The sequence below is a fragment of the Variovorax sp. OK212 genome, assembly GCF_900112425.1.
In the GTDB taxonomy this organism is placed as follows: domain Bacteria; phylum Pseudomonadota; class Gammaproteobacteria; order Burkholderiales; family Burkholderiaceae_C; genus Variovorax.
In genome coordinates this window covers 749,867-772,570 of record NZ_FOLP01000002.1, presented here as the reverse complement: position 1 = coordinate 772,570, position 22,704 = coordinate 749,867, and the positions used below count along the sequence as shown (strand labels likewise).

Genomic DNA, 22,704 nt, shown 5'->3' with positions numbered 1-22,704 from the left:
CATGCAAGACCCCACGACCCTCGACTCCGATTCATTGCCGTCGCTCTCGCGGCATGCCGTGCACGTCTTCGGCGAGCGCGGCCTCGCGCCCGAAGGCGTGGTGCGCGACGACACGCTGGCGTCCGAGGTGCCGGTGGCGCTGGTGTTCAACGGCGTCTCGCACGCGGTGATGATGGCCACGCCGCAAGACCTCGAGGCCTTCGCGCTGGGCTTCGCGCTGAGCGAGGGCATCCTCGACACGGCGGCCGATTGCCGCGGCATCGAGGTGCGGACGGTCGACGCTTCCGACGCCGGCCTGCCCGACGGCATGCCAGGTGTCGAGGTGCAGCTCGAGATTTCCACGCGCAGCTTCGAACGCCTGAAGGACCGCCGCCGCAGCCTCGCGGGCCGCACCGGCTGCGGCGTGTGCGGTGTCGAAAGCTTCGCGGGGCTCGACCTTTCGCCGCAGCGCGTGCCGCCGCGCGAATGGATCGAACGCATCGACCTCGCGACCGTGCTGCGCGCCTTCGCGGCCATGGCGCCGCGCCAGGTGCTCAACGCCGAAGCCGGTGCGATCCATGCGGCGGCCTGGGCGAGCGTCGAGGGCGAACTCAGCGACCTGATGGAAGACGTCGGCCGCCACAACGCGCTCGACAAGTTGCTCGGCAAGCTCGCGCTGGCGGGCCGTCTCGAAGAGCCCGGCTTCGTGCTGATGTCCAGCCGCGGCAGCCACGAGCTGGTGCGCAAGTGCGCGCGCCTGGGCATCGCGGCAATGGCGACCATCTCAGCGCCGACCTCGATGGGCGTGCGCATGGCCGAGCTCAGCGGCCTGCGTTTCTGGGGCCTGTGCCGCGCGCCGCGCGGCGTGCTCTATGCCGACGGGCTCGCGCCTTCGCCGAGCGCCAGCACCGCGTCGGCCACCGCCTCGATGCCCTGATCCGACAGGTCGGGCGCCGCCACGCGCTGGCGCTTCGCCCAGGCGCGGAAGTGCAGCTCCTGCGACTTCTCGTAGTGCGGGTCGTAGTGCAGCGACATCAGCTCGGCGAACAGGTGCGGCAGGTCGGCCTCGTGCGCCCATTGCTGCCAGCGCGTCACCGTTTCCTTGCCCTGCAGTTCCTTCAGCACGCCCATCTTGTCGGCGAGCGCCTCGCGGTCGTCGCCCAGGTAGGCGTAGTCGCGCAGCAGGTAGGCCAGCCGCGCCTCGGGCGTGGCCGAGACCTCGATGCACGGCGCCGCGCGCATCTGCGCCACCAGCGACAGCGGCAATGACAGCCGCCCGATGCGGATGCTCTCGCCCTCGACATACAGCGGGCGCGAGAGGTCGACGGTTTCGAGCACGGCGGCAATGCGCGTCTCGAAGTGCTTCTGCGACGGTTGCGCCACGCCCGGCAGCGAGCCGAGCAGCGAGCCCTTGTGGTTCGCGAAGTCTTCCAGGTCGAGCACCTGCGCGCCGCGCGCGGCCAACGCATGCAGCACGCGCGTCTTGGCGCTGCCGGTGGCGCCGCAGACCACGCGCAGGTCGAGCTTCGGCGTCAGTGAATCGATCTGCGAGATCACATGCCGGCGAAAGCTCTTGTAGCCGCCCGCGAGCTGCTGCGCATCCCAGCCGACCAGGCGCAGCCAGGTGACCATCGAGCCGCTGCGCATGCCGCCGCGCCAGCAGTAGACCAGCGGCTTCCAGTTCTCGGGCCGGTCGGCCAGCGTGTCGCGCAGGTGCCGCGCGATGTTGGCCGCGACCATCGCGCCGCCGATGCGCCGCGCCTCGAAGGCACCGGTCTGGACGTAGATGGTGCCGACGATGCGGCGCTCCTCGTCGTCGAGCACCGGACAGTTGATGGCGCCGGGAATGTGGTCGAGCGCGAACTCGGCCGGCGAGCGCGCGTCGATCAGCGTGTCGAAGGCGTGGCGGTCGGGCACCCGCACGGGCTGGCGATGACTCATGGCAGGAACCTCATGCCCCGATTGTCATGCGTACGCCGGGCCGAGGCCACGGCGCAAGCGAGCGCTCGCAAAGTCGACCAGCGTGACCAGCCCGAACATCGCGATCAGCACCGTCATCGCCTGCTGTTGCTGGAAGATCGACAGGTGGAAGTACAGCAGCTGGCCCAGCCCGCCGCCGCCCACGAAGCCCAGCACGGCGGCCATGCGGATGTTCATTTCCCAGCGGTAGAGCGTGTAGGCCACCCACTGCGGCAGCACGATCGGCAGGCTGGCGTAGCTGAAGGCCGCGACCGGGCCGGCGCCCGAGAGCGTGAGCGCATGCTCGGGCTCGCGCGGCGCGTTCTCCAGCGCTTCGGCGAAGAGGCGGCCCAGCACGCCGGTGGTGTGCAGCGACAAGGCCAGCGCACCGGCGAACGGGCCGATGCCCGCGGCCAGCACCATGAGCGCCGCCCATACGAGCTCGGGCACGCTGCGCAAAAAGTTGAGCGCGAAGCGCGCGGCATGCCGCGGCAGCCAGCCCGCGCGGCCCGAGGCGGGCAGCGCGAGCACCGCGCCCGCCAGCGCCGCCAGCACCGTGCCCAGCGCCGACACCGCGAGCGTCTGCAAGGCGCCGTGGCCGACCCTGGCGAGGAAGTCGGGCGACACGTCGGGCGGGAAGAACTCGGCAATGAACTTGCCCATGAGCCGCAGCGACTCCGACGAGCCCAGCGCGCGGTAGTCGATGCCCAGGTAGACGAAGCTCGCGACCACCGACACGCCGATCAGCAGCAGCGCGATGCGGCAGCGCCAGCACGGCGGCGGACGCGGAGGAAGGGAGGAGGGCGTCGTCGTCATGCGAGCAGCCTGCGCAATGCGTTGCTCAGCAGGTCGGCCAGCAGCACCAGCGCCAGGAACACCAGCAGGATGCTGCTCGCCTCGCCGCCGTTGAGCATCTTCATCGACTGGTCCATCAGCTGGCCCAGCCCGCCCGCGCCCACGAAACCCATCACCACCGAGGCGCGCACCGCGCATTCCCAGCGGTACACGGTGTACGAGGCCAGCTCCTGCGCCGTGTTCGGCAGCAGGCCGTAGCACAGCGCGGCGAAGCGCCCGCTGCCGCTTTCGAGCAGCGCGCGCGCGGGGCGCGTGTCGGTCGATTCGAGGATCTCGGCGTACACCTTGCCCAGCATGCCGCCGTAGGTGATGGCCAGCGCCAGCACGCCCGAGGCGGGGCCCAGCCCGAGCGCGCGCACGAACAGCAGCGCCCACACGATCTCGGGAATGGCGCGCAGCACCATCAGCAGCCAGCGCGCGGCCTGCCGCACCACGCCGGCCTGCACGCGGCCGGGGCCCGGGCCGATGCGCGAGATGGAGAGCGCACGCGTGGTCACGAAGCCCAGCGGCGCGCCGATCAGCAGCGCCAGCGCGGTGCCGGCCGTGGCCATGGCCAGCGTTTCCAGCGTGGCCTTGAAGAGCAGGGCGAGGAAGGCGGGCGACCCGTCGGGCGGAAAGAAGCCCGCGAGAAAGCCGCCGATCACCGCGAGGTTGCCGCCTTCGAACAGCGCCCACGGCTTGAATTCGGAGAGCGCGAGCATCGGCCACGCGATGACGAGCGCGGCCAGCCATCCGGCGAGCCGGCGCATGGCGTGCGGATCGCGCTGCGCGATGGCGGTGCTCATCAAGGGCAATCTGGCCGGTGAAAGGCCGCTTCAGTCGCCGCGCCCGGCGGCAGGGGGCGCTGCGTGGCGATGCCGCCCTCGCTCGCATAGAGCGCGTCGAGCATGGCGGGCGTGACCTGCGCGGCGGGCAGGTCGAACATCACCTGCGCGTTGCGCATGCCGACGATGCGCGGGAACCAGCGCAGCGCCAGGTCCACCGCGTGCAGCGAGGCGACCAGCGTGGCGCCGGTGGTTTCGCCTTGTGCAACGAGCTGGCCGATGGCGGCGTCGGCCAGCGTGGGGTCGAGGGCGGACACGGGTTCGTCGGCCAGCAGCAGGTCGGGACGCTGGTAGAGCGCGCGCGCAATGCCCACGCGCTGCAGCTGCCCACCCGAAAGGCGGTCGCAGCGGTCGAACAGGCGGTCTTCCATGGACAGGCGCGACAGCGCCTCGTGCGCGCCTGCGATGTCCGACGGGTGGAAAAGGGAGCGGAGTGCACGCAGCGTCGACCATTCGCCGAGCCGGCCCGCGAGCACGGCGGTGACCACGCGCAGGCGCGGGGCGATGGGCGGCGACTGGTGCACGGTGGCGATGCGGGCGCGCAGCTTCTTGAGCGCCGCGGCCGGCAATTGCCACGGGTGGGTGCCCAGGGCTTCGACTTCACCTTCGGTGGGCCGCAGCGCGGCACCGAGCACGCGCAGCAACGTGGTCTTGCCGGCGCCCGAAGGCCCGATGACGGCGATGCGTTCGCCCTTGTGGGCGGCGAGCGTCACGCTGTTCAGGGCGCGGTGGCCGTTGGGGTGGACGACGCCGATGGCGTTGAGGGAGAAGCTCACGCAGTGGGGCTTTCGGAGGGCGTTCCTTCACCCCGACCCTCTCCCGCAAGCGGGAGAGGGGGCAAGACGGAGCCGGCCTGTCGGTATTGGCTCCCTCTCCCTCTCCCGCTCGCGGGAGAGGGCTGGGGTGAGGGTGCCCCCGCCTGCCAAAGAATCACTTGATCAAACCCGCCGACTTGCCCGCCGTCTCGATCCCGTCGTAGTTCGACGACTTCGTCGGAATGAACTTGCTCGCGCGCTGCAGCGCCATGATTTCCTTGTGCGCCGGGTTGGCCGGGTCGAGCTTGAGGAACGCGTCGGTCAGCTTCTTCTGCAGCGCCGGGTCCATGCCCGGGCGCACCGTCCAGTTGTAGTCGTAGTAGGTCGGCGTGGTCGCCAGCACGCGCACCTTGGCGGCGTTCGGGTTCTTGGACTCGACCAGCTTGTCCCACACCGACGCGTTGAGCACGCCCGCTTCGGCGCGCGATGCGGCCACGAAGGCCACGGTGGCGTCGTGCGCGCCGGAGAACGCGACCGTCTTGAAGTCCTTCTCGGGATTGATGCCGGCCTGCAGCAGGAAGTAGCGCGGCATCAGGCTGCCCGAGGTGGACGAGGGCGCGCCGAACGCAAAGGTCTTGCCCTTCAGGTCGGCCAGCGTCTTGGCGGGGCTGTCGATCGGCACGATGAACTTGCTGGTGAACACCTCGTCTTCGGCGCGCTGCACGATCGGCACCGCGCCGCCGTTGGTGCGGATGCGCGCCTGCACGTAGGTGAAGCCGCCGAGCCAGGCCATGTCGATCTTGTTGGTGGCCAGCCCTTCGACCACGGCGGCGTAGTCGGTCACGGGCGTGAACTGCACGTCCATGCCGGTTTCCTTCTTCAGGTAGTCGCCCAGCGGCGTGAACTTGCGCTGCAGCTCGGTGGGCGCCTCGTCGGGAATGGCCGAGACGCGCAGCACGCCTTGGGCGAGGGCGCCGACGCTCGCGGCGGAAAAGGCCAGCGCGAGCGCCATGTGGGTGAGAGTCTTCTTCATGGATGTGCCTCGGGGACGTGCGGGTTAGGAAAGGACGGGATTGTAGAAAGCAGGGCCGCTTCGATAATCGGCCCCATGAACCCAACGCTCCTGAACCCGCTCGCGCCCTTGCGCCTCACGAGTTTTTCGCATGGCGGCGGCTGCGGCTGCAAGATCGCGCCCGGCGTGCTCTCGCAGATCCTGAAGAACCACGCCGGCGGCATGATCCCGCCCGAGCTCATGGTGGGCATCGAGACCGCCGACGACGCGGCCGTCTACAGGCTCAACGACGAGCAGGCGCTGATCGCCACCACCGACTTCTTCATGCCCATCGTGGACGACCCCTACGAGTTCGGCCGCATCGCCGCGACCAACGCGATCAGCGACGTGTACGCCATGGGCGGCCGGCCGATCATGGCGCTGGCGCTGGTGGCCATGCCGATCAACCAGCTGCCGGTGGAGGTGATTGCCGAGATCGTGCGCGGCGGCCAGGACGTGTGCCGTGCCGCCGGCATCCCGATTGCGGGCGGCCACACCATCGATTCGGTCGAGCCGATCTACGGGCTCGTCGCCATGGGCCTGGTGCACCCGAAGCGCGTGCGCCGCAATGCCGATGCGAAGGCCGGCGACGTGCTGGTGCTGGGCAAGCCGCTGGGCGTGGGCGTGCTGTCGGCCGCGCTCAAGAAGGAGCAGCTGTCCGAGACGGGCTATCGCCAGCTCATCGAGAACACGACCAAGCTCAACACGCCCGGCATGGCGCTCGCGGCGCTCGACGGCGTGCATGCGCTGACCGACGTGACGGGCTTCGGCCTGGCCGGCCACACGCTCGAGCTGGCGCGCGGCGCCAGGCTGACGGCGGTGGTCGAGTGGTCGAAGGTGCCGCTGCTCGACAACGTGGTGGCCATGGCGGCCGGCGGTTTCGTGACGGGTGCGTCGGGCCGCAACTGGGCCGGCTATGGCGCCGACGTCGAACTGGCGTCCGGCCTGCCGGCCACCGCGAAGGACCTGCTGAGCGATCCGCAGACCTCGGGCGGCCTGCTCGTGAGCTGTGCGCCGGAAGCGGTCGATGCGGTGCTGAAGATCTTCCGCGACGAGGGTTTTGCGAAGGCCGCGGTCATCGGCCGTGTCGAGGCCGGTGCGCCTTCGCTGCGCGTGGTGCCCTGAGTCCCCGCATTGCTCCCTCCCCCGGAAGGGGAAGGAGCAAGACAAGAAATGCGGCGGAAGGGGGAGGGAGTCGAACCCTCCCGGCGACGACTGGCGCCACCCACCGGGTTTGAAGCCCGGCCGCCCCACCAGGGACGATCCCCTCCCATGACTGTCTTCGTCGTTCACGGCCTCGCCCCGAACAACGACGTGTCGGGCCGCAGCAGGTGCGCGTCCTTCACGCGCCGCGTCAGCCCCACGCGGTCGAAAAACTCCAGCAGCTGGATCGCGCGCTTGCGCCCCAGCCCCGTCGCATCGCGAAAGCTTGAAGCCTGCAAGCCTTCCGGCCCGTCGAGGCAGTCGCGCGCGATGGCCGCGAGCCGCTCGACGGTGGCGAGCGGATAGTACAAGTCCTTCACCACCTGGAAGGCCTCGCCGCGCCGTGCAAGGCTCGCGAGCGTCTGGCGCACCATCGGCTCGCTCGCCGCGCAGTCCTTCGCCAGGTCGCGCACCCACGGCGGATCGAAGCCGCCGTCGGCCAGCCGGGGCAGCAGCTTCTGCGCGAGCTTGTGTTCGGCCTCGTCGAGGCGCGCCGCGTGGTCGGGCAGGTGCAGCCAGGTGCCGCTGCGCACCAGCGCGCCGCGCGTGACGAGGGCGTCGAGTGCATGGCGCCAGAGTGCATCGTCGGTGCGCGGGCCGGCGAGGCGCTTGAGCCGGCGCGCGTCGGGGCCGACCTCGTCGGGCGCGGCGCGATGAAAGTCCGCGAGGCGCGCGGCGATCTGCGCCTCGAGCGCGTCCAAGTGCGATCGCGCGATGGCGGTGTGCGCGACGCGCACGGCATCGCCGGGCAGCGGCAGTGCGGCGTCGTTCGCCAGCGAGAGGGCGCGCGCCAGCCGCCCGGTGTCGAGGCCCAGCGGTGCGTTGTGCAGCAGCGCGGCCACGCGCGAGGGGCGATCGTCGATGGACCACGCGGCCAGCGTGCGCAGGCGTTCCGGCGTGCGCCGGTAGCGCACCGGCGCGAACGGGTCGAGCACGCGCACGCCGGCCACGGTGCGCGTGGCGGAGGCATCGCGCAGCACACCGCGGTCGCCATGCCATGCGCCGACGCCGTCTTTCAGCACGAGCTGGGCGAGGGCGGTTTCTCCCGGCGCGAGCGCATCGCGGTCGAGCAGCGCGAGCGATGCCATCACGTCGCTGGCGCCCAGGTGCGCATGCACCGTCGTGCCCGAGCGCATCGGCTTCTGTTCATCGGGCCACAGCGTGAGCCGCACGTCGATGCGGTCCGTCGTGAGGGCGATGGCGGGCGCGCAGGCCCAGTCGCCGCGGTGCATCTGGTCCTTCGTGACACCGGCCAGCGCCAGGGCACAGCGCTGGCCTGCATGGGCCGATTCGGCCTTCTGGTTCTGCGCATGGATGCCGCGCACGCGCACCGTGTGGCCACTGGGCACGACGCCCAGCTCGTCGCCGATGCGCACGCTGCCGCTGAAGACCGTGCCGGTAACGACGGTGCCGACGCCCGACAGCGTGAAGGCGCGGTCCACGGCCAGGCGGAAGGCGAGGCCGTCTTCATGCGCATGCTCGCGGCGTGCCGCATCGAGCAGCCGCTCGCGCAGCGCGTCGATGCCGTCGCCGGTCGTTGCCGATACCGCGAGCATCGGCGAATGCGCCAGCGGCGTCGGTGCCAGCAGCGCGGCGATGTCCGCCTGCACCTCGGCCAGACGCGCCGCGCGCGTGGCCGCGTCGATGCGGTCGATCTTGGTGATGGCCACCGTCGCCTCCTGCACGCCCAGCAGCGCGACCACGGCCAGGTGCTCGCGCGTCTGCGGCATCACGCCGTCGTCGGCGGCCACCACCAGCAGCGCGTGGTCGATGCCGGTGGCGCCGGCCAGCATGGTGTGCAGCAGGCGCTCGTGGCCCGGCACGTCGACGAAGCCCAGCGACACGCCGGGCGCGTGCAGGTAGGCGTAGCCGAGTTCGATGGAGATGCCGCGGCGCTTTTCTTCGGGTAGGCGGTCGGTGTCGACGCCGGTGAGGGCGCGCACCAGCGTGGTCTTGCCGTGGTCGATGTGGCCCGCGGTACCGATGATCATGGCTTGCGGGCTTGCGCCTTCCCACGTTGGGGGAAGGTTGGGATGGGGGCGGGGCTTCGATCGGGCGCTGCGTATTTTGGGAGGCCGTTGTGCCCCCACCCCGGCCCTCCCCCAGAGGGGGAGGGAGAAATACGAGGGAGGCAGGTGGGCGTCATTGCAGGCGCTCGCGCAGCAACGGCAGTTGCGCCACGAATTCGGTGCTGTCTTCGAGGCAGCGCAGGTCGAGCAGCAGGCGGTCTTCCGCGATGCGGCCGATCACCGGCAGCGGCAGGCCGCGCAATGCGGTGGCCAGCGCATCGAGCGCGGTGCCCAGGCCCTTCTTCGACGTGCCCGCCGGTGCGAGCGCAAGGCCGGCCGAGGGCAGGCGTTCGACGGGCAGCGAGCCCGAGCCGATCTGCCCGAGCAGCGAGACGACTTCGACCGTGAAGCGCGGCGCCACCGCCGCCTGCACCGGGGCTTGCAGCGCCAGGGCCATCTCGCGGATCGCGTCGGCCGGCCGCGTCAGCAGGCGCAGCGTGGGCAGATCCCTGGCGAGCCGCTCCGGCCGCAGGTACAGCGACAGCGTGGCTTCCAGCGCGGCCAGCGGCAGCTTGCTCATGCGCAGCGCGCGCTTCATCGGGAACTTGCGGATGCGCCCGACCGCGGCCTTGCTGCCCACGATCAGTCCGGCCTGCGGACCGCCCAGCAGCTTGTCGCCCGAGAAGGTGACCACGTCGCAACCGGCGGCCAGCATCTCCTGCGGCAGGGGCTCGCGCGGCAGGCCGTAGTGCGCCAGGTCGACCAGCGAGCCGCTGCCCAGGTCGGTGGCCAGCGGCACGCCGCGCGCATGCGCGATGCCGGCGAGCGTGGCTTCGTCGACCGCGGCGGTGAAGCCCTGCACGGCGTAGTTGCTGGTGTGCACCTTCATCACCAGCGCGGTGTGCTCGTTGATGGCGCGCTCGTAGTCCTGCGGGTGCGTGCGGTTGGTGGTGCCGACCTCGACCATGCGCGCGCCAGCGCTGGCCATCACGTCGGGCATGCGGAAGGCGCCGCCGATCTCGACCAGTTCGCCGCGCGAGACGATCACTTCGCGGTCGCGCGCCAGTGCCGCGATGGTCAGCAGCACGGCGGCCGCGTTGTTGTTGACCACCGTGGCGGCCTGTGCGCCCGTGATGCCGCACAGCAGCTCCTCGACCAGCGAATCGCGGTCGCCGCGGCTGCCGGTGGCCAGGTCGTACTCGAGGTTGTTGGGCGAGGTCATCACCGCGAGCAGCCGCTGCAGCGCCGCATCGGCCAGCAGCGCGCGGCCCAGGTTGGTGTGGATCACGGTGCCGGTGAGGTTCAGCACGGCGCGCATGCGTGGCGCGAGGCGGGCCTGCACGCGCGCGGCCAGGGCGTGGCCGAGGGCGTCATGCTGCACGTCGGCGGCGGCCAGCTTGCCCGCCACCGCCTGCGCGCGCAGCCCCTCGAGCAAGGCACGCGCCTCTTTCACCACCAGCGTGTGGCCGTGCTCGGCCAGCAGGGCGCCCGGCACGGCGAGGCGCAGCAGTTGATCGACAGAAGGCAGATCCTGGGGCCTTGCCGTCGAGCCGTGGACCACGGACTCTTCGGGCGCTGCCATCAGCCGCCTCCGCCGTCGTCGGAAATCTCGGGGTCGCCGAACAGCAGCATCAGGTTGTGGCCGCTGCGCTGGTGACCGGCTTCGGAAACCAGCAGGTCGAGCGTGACGCTGGCAAGGTCGTCGGCCACGGGCTCGACCTCGGGGTCTTTCTCCATCGCGACCTGCTTGAGGTAGTGGCCGCAGCTGTCGCAGCACTCGGCCTTGACCGCGCCCTCGCGTGCGCCGGTGCCTGGCAGCGCCACGCCCGGTTGCGGCGACAGCGATTCGAAGTGGATGCCCTTGGTGCTCTCGCAGTGCGTGCACTTGATGCGCACGTAGTGCCACTCGGTGCTGCACAGCGAGCAGTGCAGGTAGCGAAAGCCCGCTTCGTCGGCCCCGATGCGCGTGATGCTCACGGTGGGCGCGCTGGCGCAGCAGGGGCATTCGGTGCCGGGGTCGGTGCGACCGAAGATGTTCTCGCCGTCGCGCTCGGCCACGCGAAGCACGAGCTGCGTCCAGTAGGCCTGGAGGCCGGCGGCGATCAAAGGCGCCGCTGCCATGTCGAGCCCGAACATGATGCGGCGCGAAAGGCGGTCTGCCTGCTGTTCGATCCACGCGTCGTCTTGCGCCACCACGCGGTCGAGCGTGTCGCGCGCGGGGCCTGCCGCCAGCCGAACGCGGAAGAGGGCGAGCAGGCGGCGCAGTTCCTGCAGCCACACGGCATCGCGCGTCCAGCCGAACGCGGGCATCGGCGGCTTCAGCACCTTGGACGCGGCTTCGAGCGCCTCGGATTCGGGGAGCGCCACGGCCGCGTAGTCCTGCAGCACCTGGTGCTGCGCCTGCGCGAGGTCGGCGATGAAGACCAGGTACTCGCGCATCGGGTGCGAGGCTGCGAGCTGGCGCAGCCGCAACTGCCGGTCGGAGAACACGAGCGAGCGAACCGGCAAGCGCAGGAAGGGCATCTGCCGTCCGGCCTGCATCGCGATCTGCTCGGGATCGAGGACGCGCGTGGTGCGCAGCGGTGAGGCGCCGGAAGGGCTGTTCATTGCGTCCACTCTACAGCGATCTGGTGTTTTGTCATGCTCGTTCCCCCTCTGGGGGAAGGCCGGGAATGGGGCAGTGCCCAACCAGCGCCGTTGCAGCGCGCAGGCCGTCGTGCCCCCACCCCGGCCCTCCGCCGGGAGGCGAGGGAGAAAGACCGGGAGGCGAGGGAGAAAGAGCCGCAGGCGCTACTCACCGCGCGTCATCTTCCGGTGCCACAGGGGATGGTTGAGCTTGGCCCAGCCTTCGGTCACGGTGCCCCGCGTCATGGCGCGCATCGTGCCCTTGACCCAGATCGCCGCATAGATGTGCGTGATGACCGACAGGATCAGCACCACCGCGGAGACCGAATGCACGACCACCGCGATGCGCCGCACAAGAATCGGGAAGAAGCCGACGAACCACGGGCTCCAGAACATGAAGCCGGTGACGAACAGCAGCAGCAGGCTGACGCCGAAGGCCCAGAACACCAGCTTCTGCCCGGCGTTGTACTTGCCCACCGGCGGCATGCTCGACTTGTCGCCCTTGAGCATCTTCGGCGCGTTGGCGATCCATTCGCGGTCGACGCGGTCGAAGACGTTCTCGCGCCACATCGTGAAGAACAGGAACACGAAGCCGAACACCATCAGCAGCCCCATGAACGGATGCAGGATGCGCGTCCACGGCCCGCCGCCGAACAGCGTGCTCAGGAAGAACAGCGCGGGGTGGAAGAAGGCCAGGCCCGAGAGCGCGGCCGCGAAGAACATGATCGCCACGAACCAGTGGTTCATGCGCGTGGCGTCGCGGTAGCGGCGAAGGTAGTAGCGTGTCATCGCGTTCTCCTCATGCACGGGGCGCCGGGGGCAACGGGCGCGACGGGGACGACGAAGAAGGCGGCGGCGGTTGCTCGATCACCACCACGTCGTCGGGCCGGCCGTCGAGGTCGGCGCCGGGGTGGTCGTCCTTCGGCTCGATCGGTCCGGTCTTCATGTAGTGGAAGAAGCTGCCGACCACCGCGCCGATCATCGCGACCATGGCCAGCGGCTTGGCCACGCCCTTCCACAGCGACACCAGCGGGCTGATGTGCGGGTCCTTCGGCAGGCCGGCGTACAGGCCCGGCCGGTCGGCGTGCTGCAGCACGTACATGACGTGCGTGCCGCCCACGCCGGCGGGGTCGTACACGCCGGCGTTGGCAAAGCCGCGCTCCTTCAGGTCGACGATGCGCTCCGAGGCGTACTCGTGCATGTCTTCCTTGGTGCCGAAGTGCAGCGCGCCGGTGGGGCAGGCCTTGACGCAGGCCGGCTCCAGGCCCACGCCCACGCGGTCGGAGCACAGCGAGCACTTGTAGGCCTTGTTGTCGGCCTTGCTGATGCGCGGCACGTCGAAGGGGCAGCCGGTGACGCAGTTGCCGCAGCCCACGCAATGCTCGCTGATGAAGTCGACGATGCCGTTGGCGTACTTGACGATGGCGCCCGGCGAGGGGCACGACTTCAGGCAGCCCGGGTCGTCGCAGTGCATGCAGCCGTCCTTGCGGATCAGCCATTCGAGCTTGCCGGCCTCGGGCTCGACTTCGGAGAACTTCATCACCGTCCATGAGGCGGGCGTGAGGTCGACCGGGTTGTCGTAGGTGCCGTGCGTGGTGCCGACCTCGTCGCGCAGGTCGTTCCATTGCATGCACGCGACCTGGCAGGCCTTGCAGCCGATGCAGGTCGAGACGTCGATCAGCTTCGCCACCTGCTGCACCTGCGGGCGGTGGCGGATGTCGGGCGACGGCGTGGTGGTGGCCGAGCGGGCGGCGATGTCGAGGGTTTGGAGGGAGGACATCAGCGGCTCCGCGTTGTGTTTTGTTCCCTCTCCCCTTGCGGGGAGAGGGTCAGGGTGAGGGCGGCGGCCTTGCAGGCGACATCGGCTGTTCCATCGCCGTCGGCCCTCACCCCAGCCCTCTCCCGCGAGCGGGAGAGGGGGCAAGTCAGGGCAGCGCTGTGTGCATGCATGGGGTTGAACTTCATGTCATGCCTTCTCGATGTTCACCGTGAACGACTTGTACTCCGGCGTCTGCGTGTTCGCATCGCCCACGAACGGCGTGAGCGTGTTCACCAGGTAGCCCGGCTTGGCCACGCCCACGAAGCCCCAGTGGTTGGGCAGCCCCACCGTGTGCACGGTGCGCCCGTCCACCTGCAGCCCGACGATGCGCTTGGTGACCAGCGCCACGGCCTTGATGTAGCCGCGCTTGCTCGACACCTTCACGATCTCGCCGTTGGCAATGCCCTTCTCCTTGGCCAGCTCCTCGCCGATCTCGACGAACTGCTGCGGCTGGATGATGGCCGAGGTGCGCACGTTCTTCGTCCAGTAGTGGAAGTGCTCGGTCAGGCGGTAGCTGGTGGCCACGTACGGGAAGTCCGCCGGCACGCCGAGCCGCTCGAGGTCGCCCTTGAAGATGCGCGCCGCGGGGTTGGCGCGCGCCACCGCGTTGTTCGGGTGCATGAGGTTGTTCACCAGCGGCGACTCGAAGGGCTCGTAGTGCTCGGGCAGCGGCCCCTCGGCCATGCCGGTGGGCGCGAACAGCCGCGCCACGCCCTCGGCCGTCATGATGAACGGGCGCACGGCCTCGGCTTCGATCGGGTTGGCGTCGGGCCGGATGTCGGGCACGTCCGCGCCGGTCCATTGCTTGCCGTTCCACGCGACCAGCCCGCGCCTGGCGATCCAGGGCTTGCCGGTGGCCGGGTCGGTGGAGGCGCCGTTGTACAGAATGCGCCGGTTCGCGGGCCAGGCCCACGCCCAGTTCTGCACCATGCCGATGCCGTACGGGTCGGCGTTGTCGCGCCGGGCCATCTGGTTGCCGGCCTGCGTCCATGCGCCGGAATAGATCCAGCAGCCGCTGGCGGTGCTGCCGTCGTCGCGCAGCAGGCCGAAGCCCGACAGCTGCTCGCCGGCCTTGGCGCTCGGCGGCTTGCTCGGGTCCTTCGCATCGAGCAGGTCGGTGAGCGCGCGGCCGTTGTATTCCATCGCCAGCTCCTGGGCCGAAGGCGAGTCGGGAATCTTGTAGGGCCAGGTGAGCTTGACGATCGGGTCGGGGAACGCGCCGCCGTCCTTCGCGTACGCCGCGCGCAGCCGGTTGAACAGGCTCGCCACGATCTCGATGTCGCCCTTGGCCTCGCCCGGCGGCTCGGCGCCCTTCCAGTGCCACTGCAGCCAGCGGCTGGAGTTGGTGAGCGAGCCGTCTTCCTCCGCGAAGCAGGTCGAGGGCAGGCGGAAGACCGTGGTCTGGATGTCGGCGGTCTTGACGTCGTTGAACTCGCCGAAGTTGCGCCAGAACTCGCTGGTCTCGGTCACCAGCGGGTCGATGGTGACGAGAAACTTGAGCTTGGACAGCCCGTCGACGATCTTCTTCTTGTCGGGGAACGAGCCCACCGGGTTGAAGCCCTGGCAGATATAGCCGTTGAGCTTGCCGAGGTTCATCAGCTCGAAGGCCTGCAGCACGTCGTAGAGCTTGTCGATCTTGGGCAGGTAGTGAAAGGCCCAGTCGTTCTGCGCCGTGGCCGCGTCGCCCCACCACGACTTCTGCATGCTGACGAAGAACTTCGGGTAGTTCTGCCAGTAGCTCATCTGGTTGGGCCGCAGCGGCTTCAGCGCGCGGGTCTTGTAGTAGTCGTCCAGCGTCTGCTCGCCGTCACGCGCCAGCGACATGTAGCCCGGCAGCGAGTTCGACAGCAGCCCCAGGTCGGTCAGGCCCTGGATGTTGCTGTGCCCGCGCAGCGCGTTCATGCCGCCGCCCGCCACGCCGATGTTGCCCAGCAGCAGCTGCACGATGGCGCCTGTGCGGATCATCTGCGAGCCCTGGCTGTGCTGCGTCCAGCCCAGCGCGTACATGATGGTCATGGTGCGCGTGGGCACGCTGGTGCTCGCGATGTACTCGCACACCTTCAGGAACTTGTCCTGCGGCGTGCCCGTGATGCGGCTCACCATCTCGGGCGTGTAGCGCGCATAGTGGCGCTTCATGACCTGCAGCACGCACTGCGGGTCCTGCATGGTCATGTCGACCTTGGCCATGCCCTGTTCGTCGAGCGCGTAGTTCCACGACTTGGGGTCGTAGTTGCGCTTCTCGGCGTTGTAGCCGCTGAACAGGCCGTCCTCGAACCTGTAGTCGGGCCCGACGATGAACGGCGCGTTGGTGTAGTTGCGCACGTACTCCGTCTGGATCTTCTCGTTGCCCAGCAGGTAGTTGACGACCCCCGCGAGGAACGCGATGTCCGAGCCCGCGCGCACCGGGGCGTAGTAGTCGGCCATGGCGGCCGAGCGCGTGAAGCGCGGGTCGACCACCACCAGGCGTGCCTTGTTCTGCTTCTTGGCCTCGATGACCCACTTGAAGCCGCACGGATGCGCTTCGGCCGCGTTGCCGCCCATGATCAGCACGACATCCGCGTTCTGGATGTCCTGCCAGTGGTTGGTCATTGCGCCTCTGCCGAACGTCGGGGCCAGACTGGCCACCGTCGGTCCGTGTCAAACGCGTGCCTGGTTGTCGAACACCAGCATTCCGGTCGAGCGGAATGCCTTGTGGGTGATATAGCCCGTTTCGTTGGAGGAGGCCGAGGCGCACAGCATGCCGGAGCTGGTCCAGCGGTTCACCGTCTTGCCTTCGGCGTTGGTGGTCTGGAAGTTGGCGTCGCGGTCGGTCTTGAGCAGCTTGGCGATGCGGTCGAGCGCGTCGTCCCAGCCGATGCGCTTCCACTCGGTGCCGCCGGCCTCGCGCACCTCGGGGTACTTCAGGCGGTTGGGGCTGTGCACGAAGTCCAGCAGGCCCGCGCCCTTGGGGCACAGCGTGCCGCGGTTCACGGGGTGGTCGGCGTCGCCCTCGATGTGGAGGATGTCGGACACCACGTTCTTTGCCTTGTCGCCCAGGCTGTACATGATGAGCCCGCAGCCCACCGAGCAGTAGGGGCAGGTGTTGCGCGTCTCGGTGGTGCGCGCGAGCTTGAAGTTGCGGGCCTCGGCCAGCGCGGCGGTCGGCGAGAAGCCGAGCGCCACGATGCTGGAACCGACCAGCCCCGCGCTGCTGACGCGGAAGAATTGCCGGCGGTTCATGTCCATGACACAACCTCCTGCAGCGCTGAAGTGGGGTGTTTCATCGGGTGCTTCTTCTTTGCGTGGGGAAACTGGTTCTGGCGAGTCGCTGTGCCGCGCGCTACTTGGGCGCCGTGCCGTCGCCGCCGCTGGGCGCGGGTGCCGCGCCGCCGGAGCTGCTGCCGCCGTTCGGCCCGCTCATGCCGCCGACGGCCGTGCCGCCTTCGGAAGGGCCCTTGTGCTCAGCGGAAGATTCGACCTTGTCGCCGGAGTCGGCGGGCTTGATGCCGGCCGGGCTGGCGCCCGAAGGGGCGGCGGCAGGCGCGCTCGATGCGCTCGGCACTGTGTTGGCCGCCGGCTTGGGGTCGCAGGCGCTCAACAGCACGCCGAGGCCCAGGCAGAGGCCCAGGATTGGCAGGCGCTGACATCTCGGCATCGACACTCCTTCGGGGGAAAGGACGGTCAGATAGTGGAATGTTTTTGCTTCCCCCGATGCGACCGGCAGGAAATGCCTGATCGGCGCACCGGGGTGTTTTTTCGGATCATGCGACAGCGACCGGATGCGATCAAGTAGGCCAACACCTGCAATCGGTGGCCAATGACCCCGCAATAACCCTTGAATCCCGCCGTGCGCGGGCCTGTGGGCTATCGTCGCGGCCATGAATGCCTCCCTCCGCCTTGGCTGGCGCACGCTCTGGCGCGACCTGCGTGCCGGCGAGCTGCGCCTCTTGATCGTTGCCGTGGTGCTGGCCGTGGCCGCGCTCACCGCCGTCGGCTTCTTCGCCGACCGCCTGCAGGGCGGCCTGAAGCGCGATGCGCGCCAACTGCTGGGCGGCGACGCGGTGGTGGTCAGCGACAACCCGACACCCGAAGCCTTCGTGGCGCAGGCGAAATCGCTGGGCCTGCAAGGCACCGGCACCTACGGCTTCCCGACCATGGCGCGCGCCGACGACGCGCAAGGCGGCGCCAGCAAGCTGGTGGCACTGAAGGCCGTGACCGCGGGCTACCCGCTGCGCGGCAGCCTGCAGACCTCGGCCACGCTCGAGGGCGCCGGCGCGGTCACGCGCGACATTCCGCCCGCGGGCGAGGTGTGGGTCGACGCCTCGCTGCTCGACTCGCTCGGCCTGAAGGTGGGCGACCCGCTGCTGCTGGGCGACACCAGCCTGCGCGTGGGCCGCGTGATCACGCTGGAGCCCGACCGCGGCGCCGGCTTCATGAGCTTCTCGCCGCGCGTGATGCTCAACCAGGCCGATGTGGCGCGCACCGGGCTCGTGCAGCCGGCCAGCCGCGTGGGCTACCGCTATGCGGTGGCTGGCAACGACGCGGCGGTGAAGCGCTTCACCGACTGGGCCGATGCCACGCTCAAGAAGGGCGACCAGCGCGGCGTGCGGCTCGACTCCTTCGAGGGCGGCCGCCCCGAGATGCGCCAGACGCTCGACCGCGCGGAGAAATTCCTGAGCCTGGTGGCGCTGCTCGCCGCGCTGCTGTCGGCGGTGGCCGTGGCGCTGGCCGCGCGCGGCTTCGCGGCCAGCCACCTGGACGACTGCGCGATGCTGCGCGTGCTCGGCCAGAGCCAGCGCACCATCGCCGCGGCCTATGCCTTCGAGTTCGCGGTGATCGGCATCGTGGCCAGCGGGCTGGGCGTGGCCATCGGCTTCGGGGTGCACTACGCGTTCGTGCTGCTGCTGGCGGGGCTGGTCGAAACCGCGCTGCCGGCCGCCACGCTGTGGCCCGTGGCCTTCGGCCTGGGCATGGGGCTGACGCTGCTGTTCGCCTTCGGCCTGCCGCCGGTGCTGCAACTGGCCAAGGTGCCGCCGCTGCGCGTGATCCGGCGCGACGTGGGCGGGCTCAAGCCGGCGTCGCTGGCGGTGCTGGGCATCGGCGTGGCGGGCTTCGCGGCCTTGCTGATGGCGGCGAGCAGCGACATCAAGCTGGGCTTGATCGCGGTCGGCGGCTTCGCGGGCGCGGTGGCCGTGTTCGCGCTGCTGAGCTGGCTGGCGGTGAAGGTGCTGCGCCGCAGCGTGAACGAGACCACCGCGCCGCGCTGGCTGGTGCTGGCCACGCGGCAGATCTCGGCGCGGCCGGCCTATGCGGTGGTGCAGGTCAGCGCGCTGTCGGTGGGCCTGCTGGCGCTGGTGCTGCTGGTGCTGCTGCGCACAGACCTCGTGGCGAGCTGGCGCAAGGCCACGCCGCCCGATGCGCCGAACCGCTTCGTCATCAACGTCATGCCCGACCAGAGCGAGGCCTTCCAGAAGTCGCTGCGCGACGCGGGCGTGGGCAAGTTCGACTGGTACCCGATGATCCGCGGCCGGCTGATCGCCATCAACGACAAGCCGGTGACGCCCGACGACTACGCCGAAGACCGCGCCAAGCGCCTGGTCGACCGCGAGTTCAACCTGAGCAACAGCGTGCAGGCGCCCGAACACAACAGCATCACGGCCGGCAAGTGGACGCCCGACGCCAAGGGCGAGGTGAGCGTGGAAGAGGGCCTGGCCGAGACGCTGGGCCTGAAGCTGGGCGACTCGCTGCGCTTCGACATCGGCGGCATGCAGAACGACGCGCGCATCACCTCGCTGCGCAAGGTCGACTGGGGCTCGCTGCACGCCAACTTCTTCGTGATGTACACGGTGGCCTCGCTGGCCGACGTGCCCACCACCTACATGGGCGCCTTCCGCGCGCCCGAGACGCGCGGCTTCGACAACGCGCTGGTGCGCAGCTACCCGAACGTGACCAACGTGGACATGAGCGCCACCATCAACCAGGTGCAGCGCGTGCTCGACCAGGTGATTCGCGCGGTGGAGTTCTTGTTCGGCTTCACGCTGGCCGCCGGCCTCGTGGTGCTGTTCGCCGCGGTGACGGCCACGCGCGAGGAGCGCGCGCGCGAGTTCGCGGTGATGCGCGCGGTGGGCGCGCGTGCCAGCCTGCTGCGCCAGGTGCAGCGCGCCGAGCTGGCGGGCGTCGGCCTGCTCGCGGGCTTCCTCGCGAGCATCGTGGCCTCGGCCATCGGCTGGGCGCTGGCGCGCTACGTGTTCGAGTTCACCTGGACCGCGTCGCCCGTGGTGCCGCTGGCCGGTGCGCTGGCCGGCGCGGTGCTGGCGTTGGGCGCCGGCTGGTGGGGGCTGCGCGACGTGCTGCGCCGGCCGGTGGTGGACACGCTGCGGCGCGCGGCGGAATAAGGCGCGAAATAAGGCGAGAAACAGGGCACGGAACAGGGTATGGAACAGGGCGCAGAACAAGGCGCAGGTTTTTTTCTTCTGTCATCGGCAAGACGGGGTCGGGGATGCAATACATTCCCCGACCCCGTATTCAATTCAGAAGAGAAATTCCTGCATGCGCTTGGCGTCATTCCAGATCACCAACTTTCGCTCGATCAACGACAGCGGCCTCATCGATTCCTCGCAGATCACGGCGATCCTCGGTCGAAATGACAGCGGCAAATCGAACCTGCTGCGCGCACTCCACAGCCTGAACCCGGCGGAAGGCCTGGTCGAACTCAGCCCCATCAAGGACTTTCCGCGCCACCGCCGCCTGGAAGCGTGCACCGCCGACACGCCGGTCGTGTTCACGCGCTGGCGCCTGGACGACAGCGAACAGGCCGCGCTGGCCGAGATCCTGCCGCGCGCGGCCGGCGTGCGCCACGTCACCGCGAGCCGGGGCTATGCCGCCACGCGCTCGGCCGGGCTCGAAGGCCTCGCGCCGCTGTCGCTCGACGTGAGCGACATCAAGGGCAAGGTCCGCAAGATCGTGCCGGCCGTGAAGGCCGCCGCCGAGAAGGTGGCCGAGGAAGCGCGCGCCGCGCTCGAGCAGGAGGCCGACACCTTCGACGCCGCGATGATCATGAGTCCCGACCACGTCAAGTGGTCGGCCGGCGCGGTGCAGGCCATGCAGGCGCTGCGCAAGGCGCTGGCCGCGGCCGACGCCGAGCTCAGCGACAAGCAGGACCAGATGCTGGCCGAGCTGGAGGAACAGGCGCGGTCCATCGCCAACGACGAACCGGCGCTCGCGCGTGCGCGGGCCTGGGTGCTCGAGAAGCTGCCGCGCTTCATCTATGTGGACGAATACCCCGCGCTGCCGGGCCGCCAGAACATCGCCGAGTACCTGGGCCGCCAGGGCTGGGGGCAGCTCACGCCCGCGCAGCAGAGCTTCGGCAAGCTGTGCAAGGTGGCGGGGCTCGACCCGCGGCAACTGCAGGGCCTGCTGGAGAAGAACGACCTGGCCACGCGCAACCAGCTGGTCAACCGCGCCGGCTCGGTGGTGACGGCCGAAATTCGCCGCCTGTGGAAGGACCGCCCGCTGAAGGTGCGCTTCAACCTCGACGGACAGCACCTGGACACGCTGGTGTCGGACGCCGGCGAGGCCTACGAGGTCGAAGTGAACCTGGACGAGCGCAGCCGCGGCTTCCAGTGGTTCTTCTCGTTCTACGTCACCTTCTTTGCCGACACGCAGGGCGGCGGTGCGGAAGATGCCGTGCTGCTGCTGGACGAGCCGGGCCTGCACCTGCACGCGCACTCGCAGGCCGACCTGCTGGCGCATTTCGAGGCCGACTTCGGCAACCAGATCCTCTACACCACGCACTCGCCGTTCATGGTGCCCACGCACCGGCTGGACGCGGTGCGCACCGCCAGCCTGGACGAGAGCCACGGCACCACGGTGAGCAACACGGCGCAGGGCGACGAGCGCACGCTGTTCCCGCTGAAGGCCGCGCTGGCGCTGAGCCGGGTTGCGCAGAGCGAGCCGGTGAAGGCCGAGGCCGCGAAGCCCGTGGCGGCGGTGAAGGCGGAGGCGACGAAGCCGGCTGCCGCCGCGAAGACGGTGGCCGCGGACGGGGTGAAGCCTGCCAAGGTGGCCAAGGCCGCGGAAGTGGCGGTGACGGTGGCGCCTGCCGTTGCCGCGCCTGCTGCCGCGCCGGCAACCGCGAAGGTCGAGGCTGCCAAGCCGGTGGTCGTCGAGAGCGCGAAGCCTGTTGAAGCGGCGCCCGTTGCCGCGGCGGCAGCACCTGTTGCAGCGCCGGTTGCGGCCCCCGCCGCAGCACCTGTGCCGGTGGAGCAGCCGGAGCCCGTGAAAGCGGAAGCTGAGGAGAGCGCCAAGCCCGCGGAAGTGGCGCCTGTCGTCGCAGCCGCGATCGCCATCGAGCCGGAACCCTCGAAGCCCGTGATCGCGGAAAGCGCCAAGTCCGAAGAGGCGCCTGTCAGCACTGTCGCCGAACAGGCGGGCGACGAACTCACGCAGGCCGCGTAGGAGCCAAGGGCCGCGCTCGCGACTGGCCCGACTCATGCGGCGCTGACCCAGCGGCGCATGGGCAGGCTTTTCAGGTCGGCGAACCCACCGGCTGCAGACTGAAAGCAGCGCCGCGCGATCTCATCGTCGCCGAGCGCGAGGACCTTGAGAAGAGCGCGCGCCCCGTGCGCTGGGCATCGCCGTTCCCCGCGAGGGTCAGGCGCGCGCCGGCTTCGGAAAAGCGCTTGATGGCGTCGCCGCGGATGCCGCGATGTCTTCTTCCCTGAACATGTGCTCCCCCGCGAAGTCCACGAACGCCCGCACCTTCGGCGACAGCTGGCGGCTCGACGGCCACAGCGCGGAGAACTGTCCCTGCCGCGCCAGGTGCGTGGCCAGCACGCGCTGCAGCTCGCCGCGGCCCAGCGAATCGCGCGCCAGGAAGTCGGGCATGTAGGCCACGCCGAGGCCGGCGATGGCGGCGCCCAGCATCGCTTCCATGTTGTTGCACAGCAGGCCGGGCGGCAACTGCTCGGGCAGGCCGGGCAGGTCCCATTCCTCGACCTTGCCGCCGGTGGCGAACTTGTAGCGCAGGCAGGCGTGGCGCGCCAGGTCGCCCGGCACCTGGGGCACGCCGTGGCGCGCCAGGTAGGCCGGCGAGGCCACCAGCACGAACTGGAACGGGCCGAGGCGCCGCGCGATCAGTTGCGAGTCGACGAGGTCGCCGCTGCGGATGGCCACGTCGACACCCTCGGCGATCACGTCGACCAGCCGGTCGTTGAAGTCGAGGTCGAGCTCGATCTCGGGGTAGCGCGCCTTGAAGGCCGGCAACACCGGCAGCAGGAATCGGTAGCCGATGGTCGGCAGGCTCACGCGCAGGCGGCCGCGCGGCGCGGCCACGGCGTCCTGCATCATGGCCCGCGCGTCGTCCAGCTCGTCGAGGATGCGGCGGCAGCGCTCGTGGAACATCGCGCCTTCCTGGGTGAGCCGCGTGTGGCGCGTGGTGCGGTTGAACAGGCGCACGCCGAGCTGCTGCTCGAGCCGCGCGACGTTCTTGCCCACCGCCGACGCCGAGATGCCCAGCAACCGGCCGGCCTTGGCGAAGCTCAACAGGTCCGCCGCGCGCACGAAGGATTCGAGTCCGCTGAAACTGTCCATGGATTGGCAACCTTGGGTTGGGGGTCTGAGGATCAATGGTGCCATTCTTCTTTCA

General features: G+C 69.9%; 17 protein-coding genes and 1 tRNA gene. 4 read left to right on the top strand and 14 right to left on the bottom strand.

Annotated elements, in window-relative coordinates:
• Position 1 precedes the first annotated feature (1 nt).
• Positions 2 to 916: a formate dehydrogenase accessory sulfurtransferase FdhD gene (gene fdhD, locus BM004_RS10120; RefSeq protein WP_093213093.1), complete on the top strand. Its 915-nt coding sequence runs from the start codon at positions 2 to 4 to the stop codon at positions 914 to 916.
• On the opposite strand, the gene mnmH is transcribed toward fdhD, so the two are convergent.
• The 5 genes from mnmH to BM004_RS10095 all read right to left on the bottom strand — a co-directional run bounded on the left by mnmH (position 850) and on the right by BM004_RS10095 (position 5,405).
• On the bottom strand, positions 850 to 1,920 hold the full coding sequence (gene mnmH, locus BM004_RS10115) for a tRNA 2-selenouridine(34) synthase MnmH (protein WP_093133318.1): 1,071 nt from the start codon (positions 1,918 to 1,920) through the stop codon (positions 850 to 852). The genes fdhD and mnmH overlap by 67 nt on opposite strands.
• A gap of 24 nt (positions 1,921 to 1,944) precedes the next feature.
• On the bottom strand, positions 1,945 to 2,754 hold the full coding sequence (gene phnE, locus BM004_RS10110; protein ID WP_093212916.1) for a phosphonate ABC transporter, permease protein PhnE: 810 nt from the start codon (positions 2,752 to 2,754) through the stop codon (positions 1,945 to 1,947).
• The gene (locus BM004_RS10105; RefSeq protein ID WP_093212914.1) at positions 2,751 to 3,578 is read right to left on the bottom strand and encodes a PhnE/PtxC family ABC transporter permease; all 828 of its coding nucleotides are present in this window, start codon (positions 3,576 to 3,578) and stop codon (positions 2,751 to 2,753) included. Before BM004_RS10105 ends, phnE begins: the two co-directional genes overlap by 4 nt.
• The gene (locus tag BM004_RS10100; RefSeq protein WP_093212912.1) at positions 3,578 to 4,393 is read right to left on the bottom strand and encodes a phosphonate ABC transporter ATP-binding protein; all 816 of its coding nucleotides are present in this window, start codon (positions 4,391 to 4,393) and stop codon (positions 3,578 to 3,580) included. Before BM004_RS10100 ends, BM004_RS10105 begins: the two co-directional genes overlap by 1 nt.
• Before the next feature lie 154 nt (positions 4,394 to 4,547).
• Entirely contained in the window at positions 4,548 to 5,405 is an 858-nt protein-coding gene (locus BM004_RS10095; RefSeq protein ID WP_093133326.1) for a putative selenate ABC transporter substrate-binding protein, read from the bottom strand.
• A 75-nt stretch (positions 5,406 to 5,480) separates the two neighbouring features.
• On the opposite strand from BM004_RS10095, the gene selD reads away from it, so the two are divergent.
• Complete coding sequence (selD, locus tag BM004_RS10090) at positions 5,481 to 6,548, top strand: selenide, water dikinase SelD (RefSeq protein ID WP_093212910.1); 1,068 nt, start codon at positions 5,481 to 5,483, stop codon at positions 6,546 to 6,548.
• A gap of 54 nt (positions 6,549 to 6,602) precedes the next feature.
• Here selD and BM004_RS10085 read toward each other — a convergent pair.
• From BM004_RS10085 to BM004_RS10040, 8 genes are all read right to left on the bottom strand, one after another.
• Positions 6,603 to 6,695, bottom strand: a tRNA-Sec gene (locus tag BM004_RS10085).
• Between the two features lie 17 nt (positions 6,696 to 6,712).
• Positions 6,713 to 8,617: a selenocysteine-specific translation elongation factor gene (gene selB, locus BM004_RS10080; RefSeq protein WP_093212908.1), complete on the bottom strand. Its 1,905-nt coding sequence runs from the start codon at positions 8,615 to 8,617 to the stop codon at positions 6,713 to 6,715.
• Between the two features lie 151 nt (positions 8,618 to 8,768).
• Positions 8,769 to 10,217: an L-seryl-tRNA(Sec) selenium transferase gene (gene selA, locus BM004_RS10075; RefSeq protein WP_093212906.1), complete on the bottom strand. Its 1,449-nt coding sequence runs from the start codon at positions 10,215 to 10,217 to the stop codon at positions 8,769 to 8,771.
• A complete protein-coding gene (fdhE, locus tag BM004_RS10070) occupies positions 10,217 to 11,242 on the bottom strand; it encodes a formate dehydrogenase accessory protein FdhE (protein WP_093212904.1) in 1,026 nt (341 codons plus the stop codon). Before fdhE ends, selA begins: the two co-directional genes overlap by 1 nt.
• 183 nt (positions 11,243 to 11,425) lie before the next feature.
• Entirely contained in the window at positions 11,426 to 12,049 is a 624-nt protein-coding gene (locus tag BM004_RS10065; RefSeq protein WP_093133337.1) for a formate dehydrogenase subunit gamma, read from the bottom strand.
• Between the two features lie 10 nt (positions 12,050 to 12,059).
• Complete coding sequence (gene fdxH, locus BM004_RS10060; RefSeq protein WP_093212902.1) at positions 12,060 to 13,040, bottom strand: formate dehydrogenase subunit beta; 981 nt, start codon at positions 13,038 to 13,040, stop codon at positions 12,060 to 12,062.
• A 186-nt stretch (positions 13,041 to 13,226) separates the two neighbouring features.
• Positions 13,227 to 16,304 carry a formate dehydrogenase-N subunit alpha gene (gene fdnG / locus BM004_RS10050; RefSeq protein ID WP_143072423.1) on the bottom strand — a complete coding sequence of 1,026 codons (3,078 nt, stop codon included), beginning with the start codon at positions 16,302 to 16,304 and terminating at the stop codon, positions 13,227 to 13,229.
• Positions 16,305 to 16,398: 94 nt separating this feature from the next.
• Positions 16,399 to 16,713 carry a hypothetical protein gene (locus tag BM004_RS10040; RefSeq protein WP_093212896.1) on the bottom strand — a complete coding sequence of 105 codons (315 nt, stop codon included), beginning with the start codon at positions 16,711 to 16,713 and terminating at the stop codon, positions 16,399 to 16,401.
• 223 nt (positions 16,714 to 16,936) lie between these two features.
• Here BM004_RS10040 and BM004_RS10035 point away from each other — a divergent pair, with 223 nt between their 5' ends.
• Positions 16,937 to 19,453 (top strand): ABC transporter permease, encoded by a 2,517-nt coding sequence (locus BM004_RS10035; RefSeq protein WP_093133349.1) that lies wholly within the window; start codon positions 16,937 to 16,939, stop codon positions 19,451 to 19,453.
• A 154-nt stretch (positions 19,454 to 19,607) separates the two neighbouring features.
• Entirely contained in the window at positions 19,608 to 21,515 is a 1,908-nt protein-coding gene (locus BM004_RS10030; RefSeq protein ID WP_256219847.1) for an AAA family ATPase, read from the top strand.
• 195 nt (positions 21,516 to 21,710) lie between these two features.
• On the opposite strand, the gene BM004_RS10025 is transcribed toward BM004_RS10030, so the two are convergent.
• Complete coding sequence (locus tag BM004_RS10025; protein ID WP_093212894.1) at positions 21,711 to 22,649, bottom strand: LysR family transcriptional regulator; 939 nt, start codon at positions 22,647 to 22,649, stop codon at positions 21,711 to 21,713.
• Positions 22,650 to 22,704: the final 55 nt, after the last annotated feature.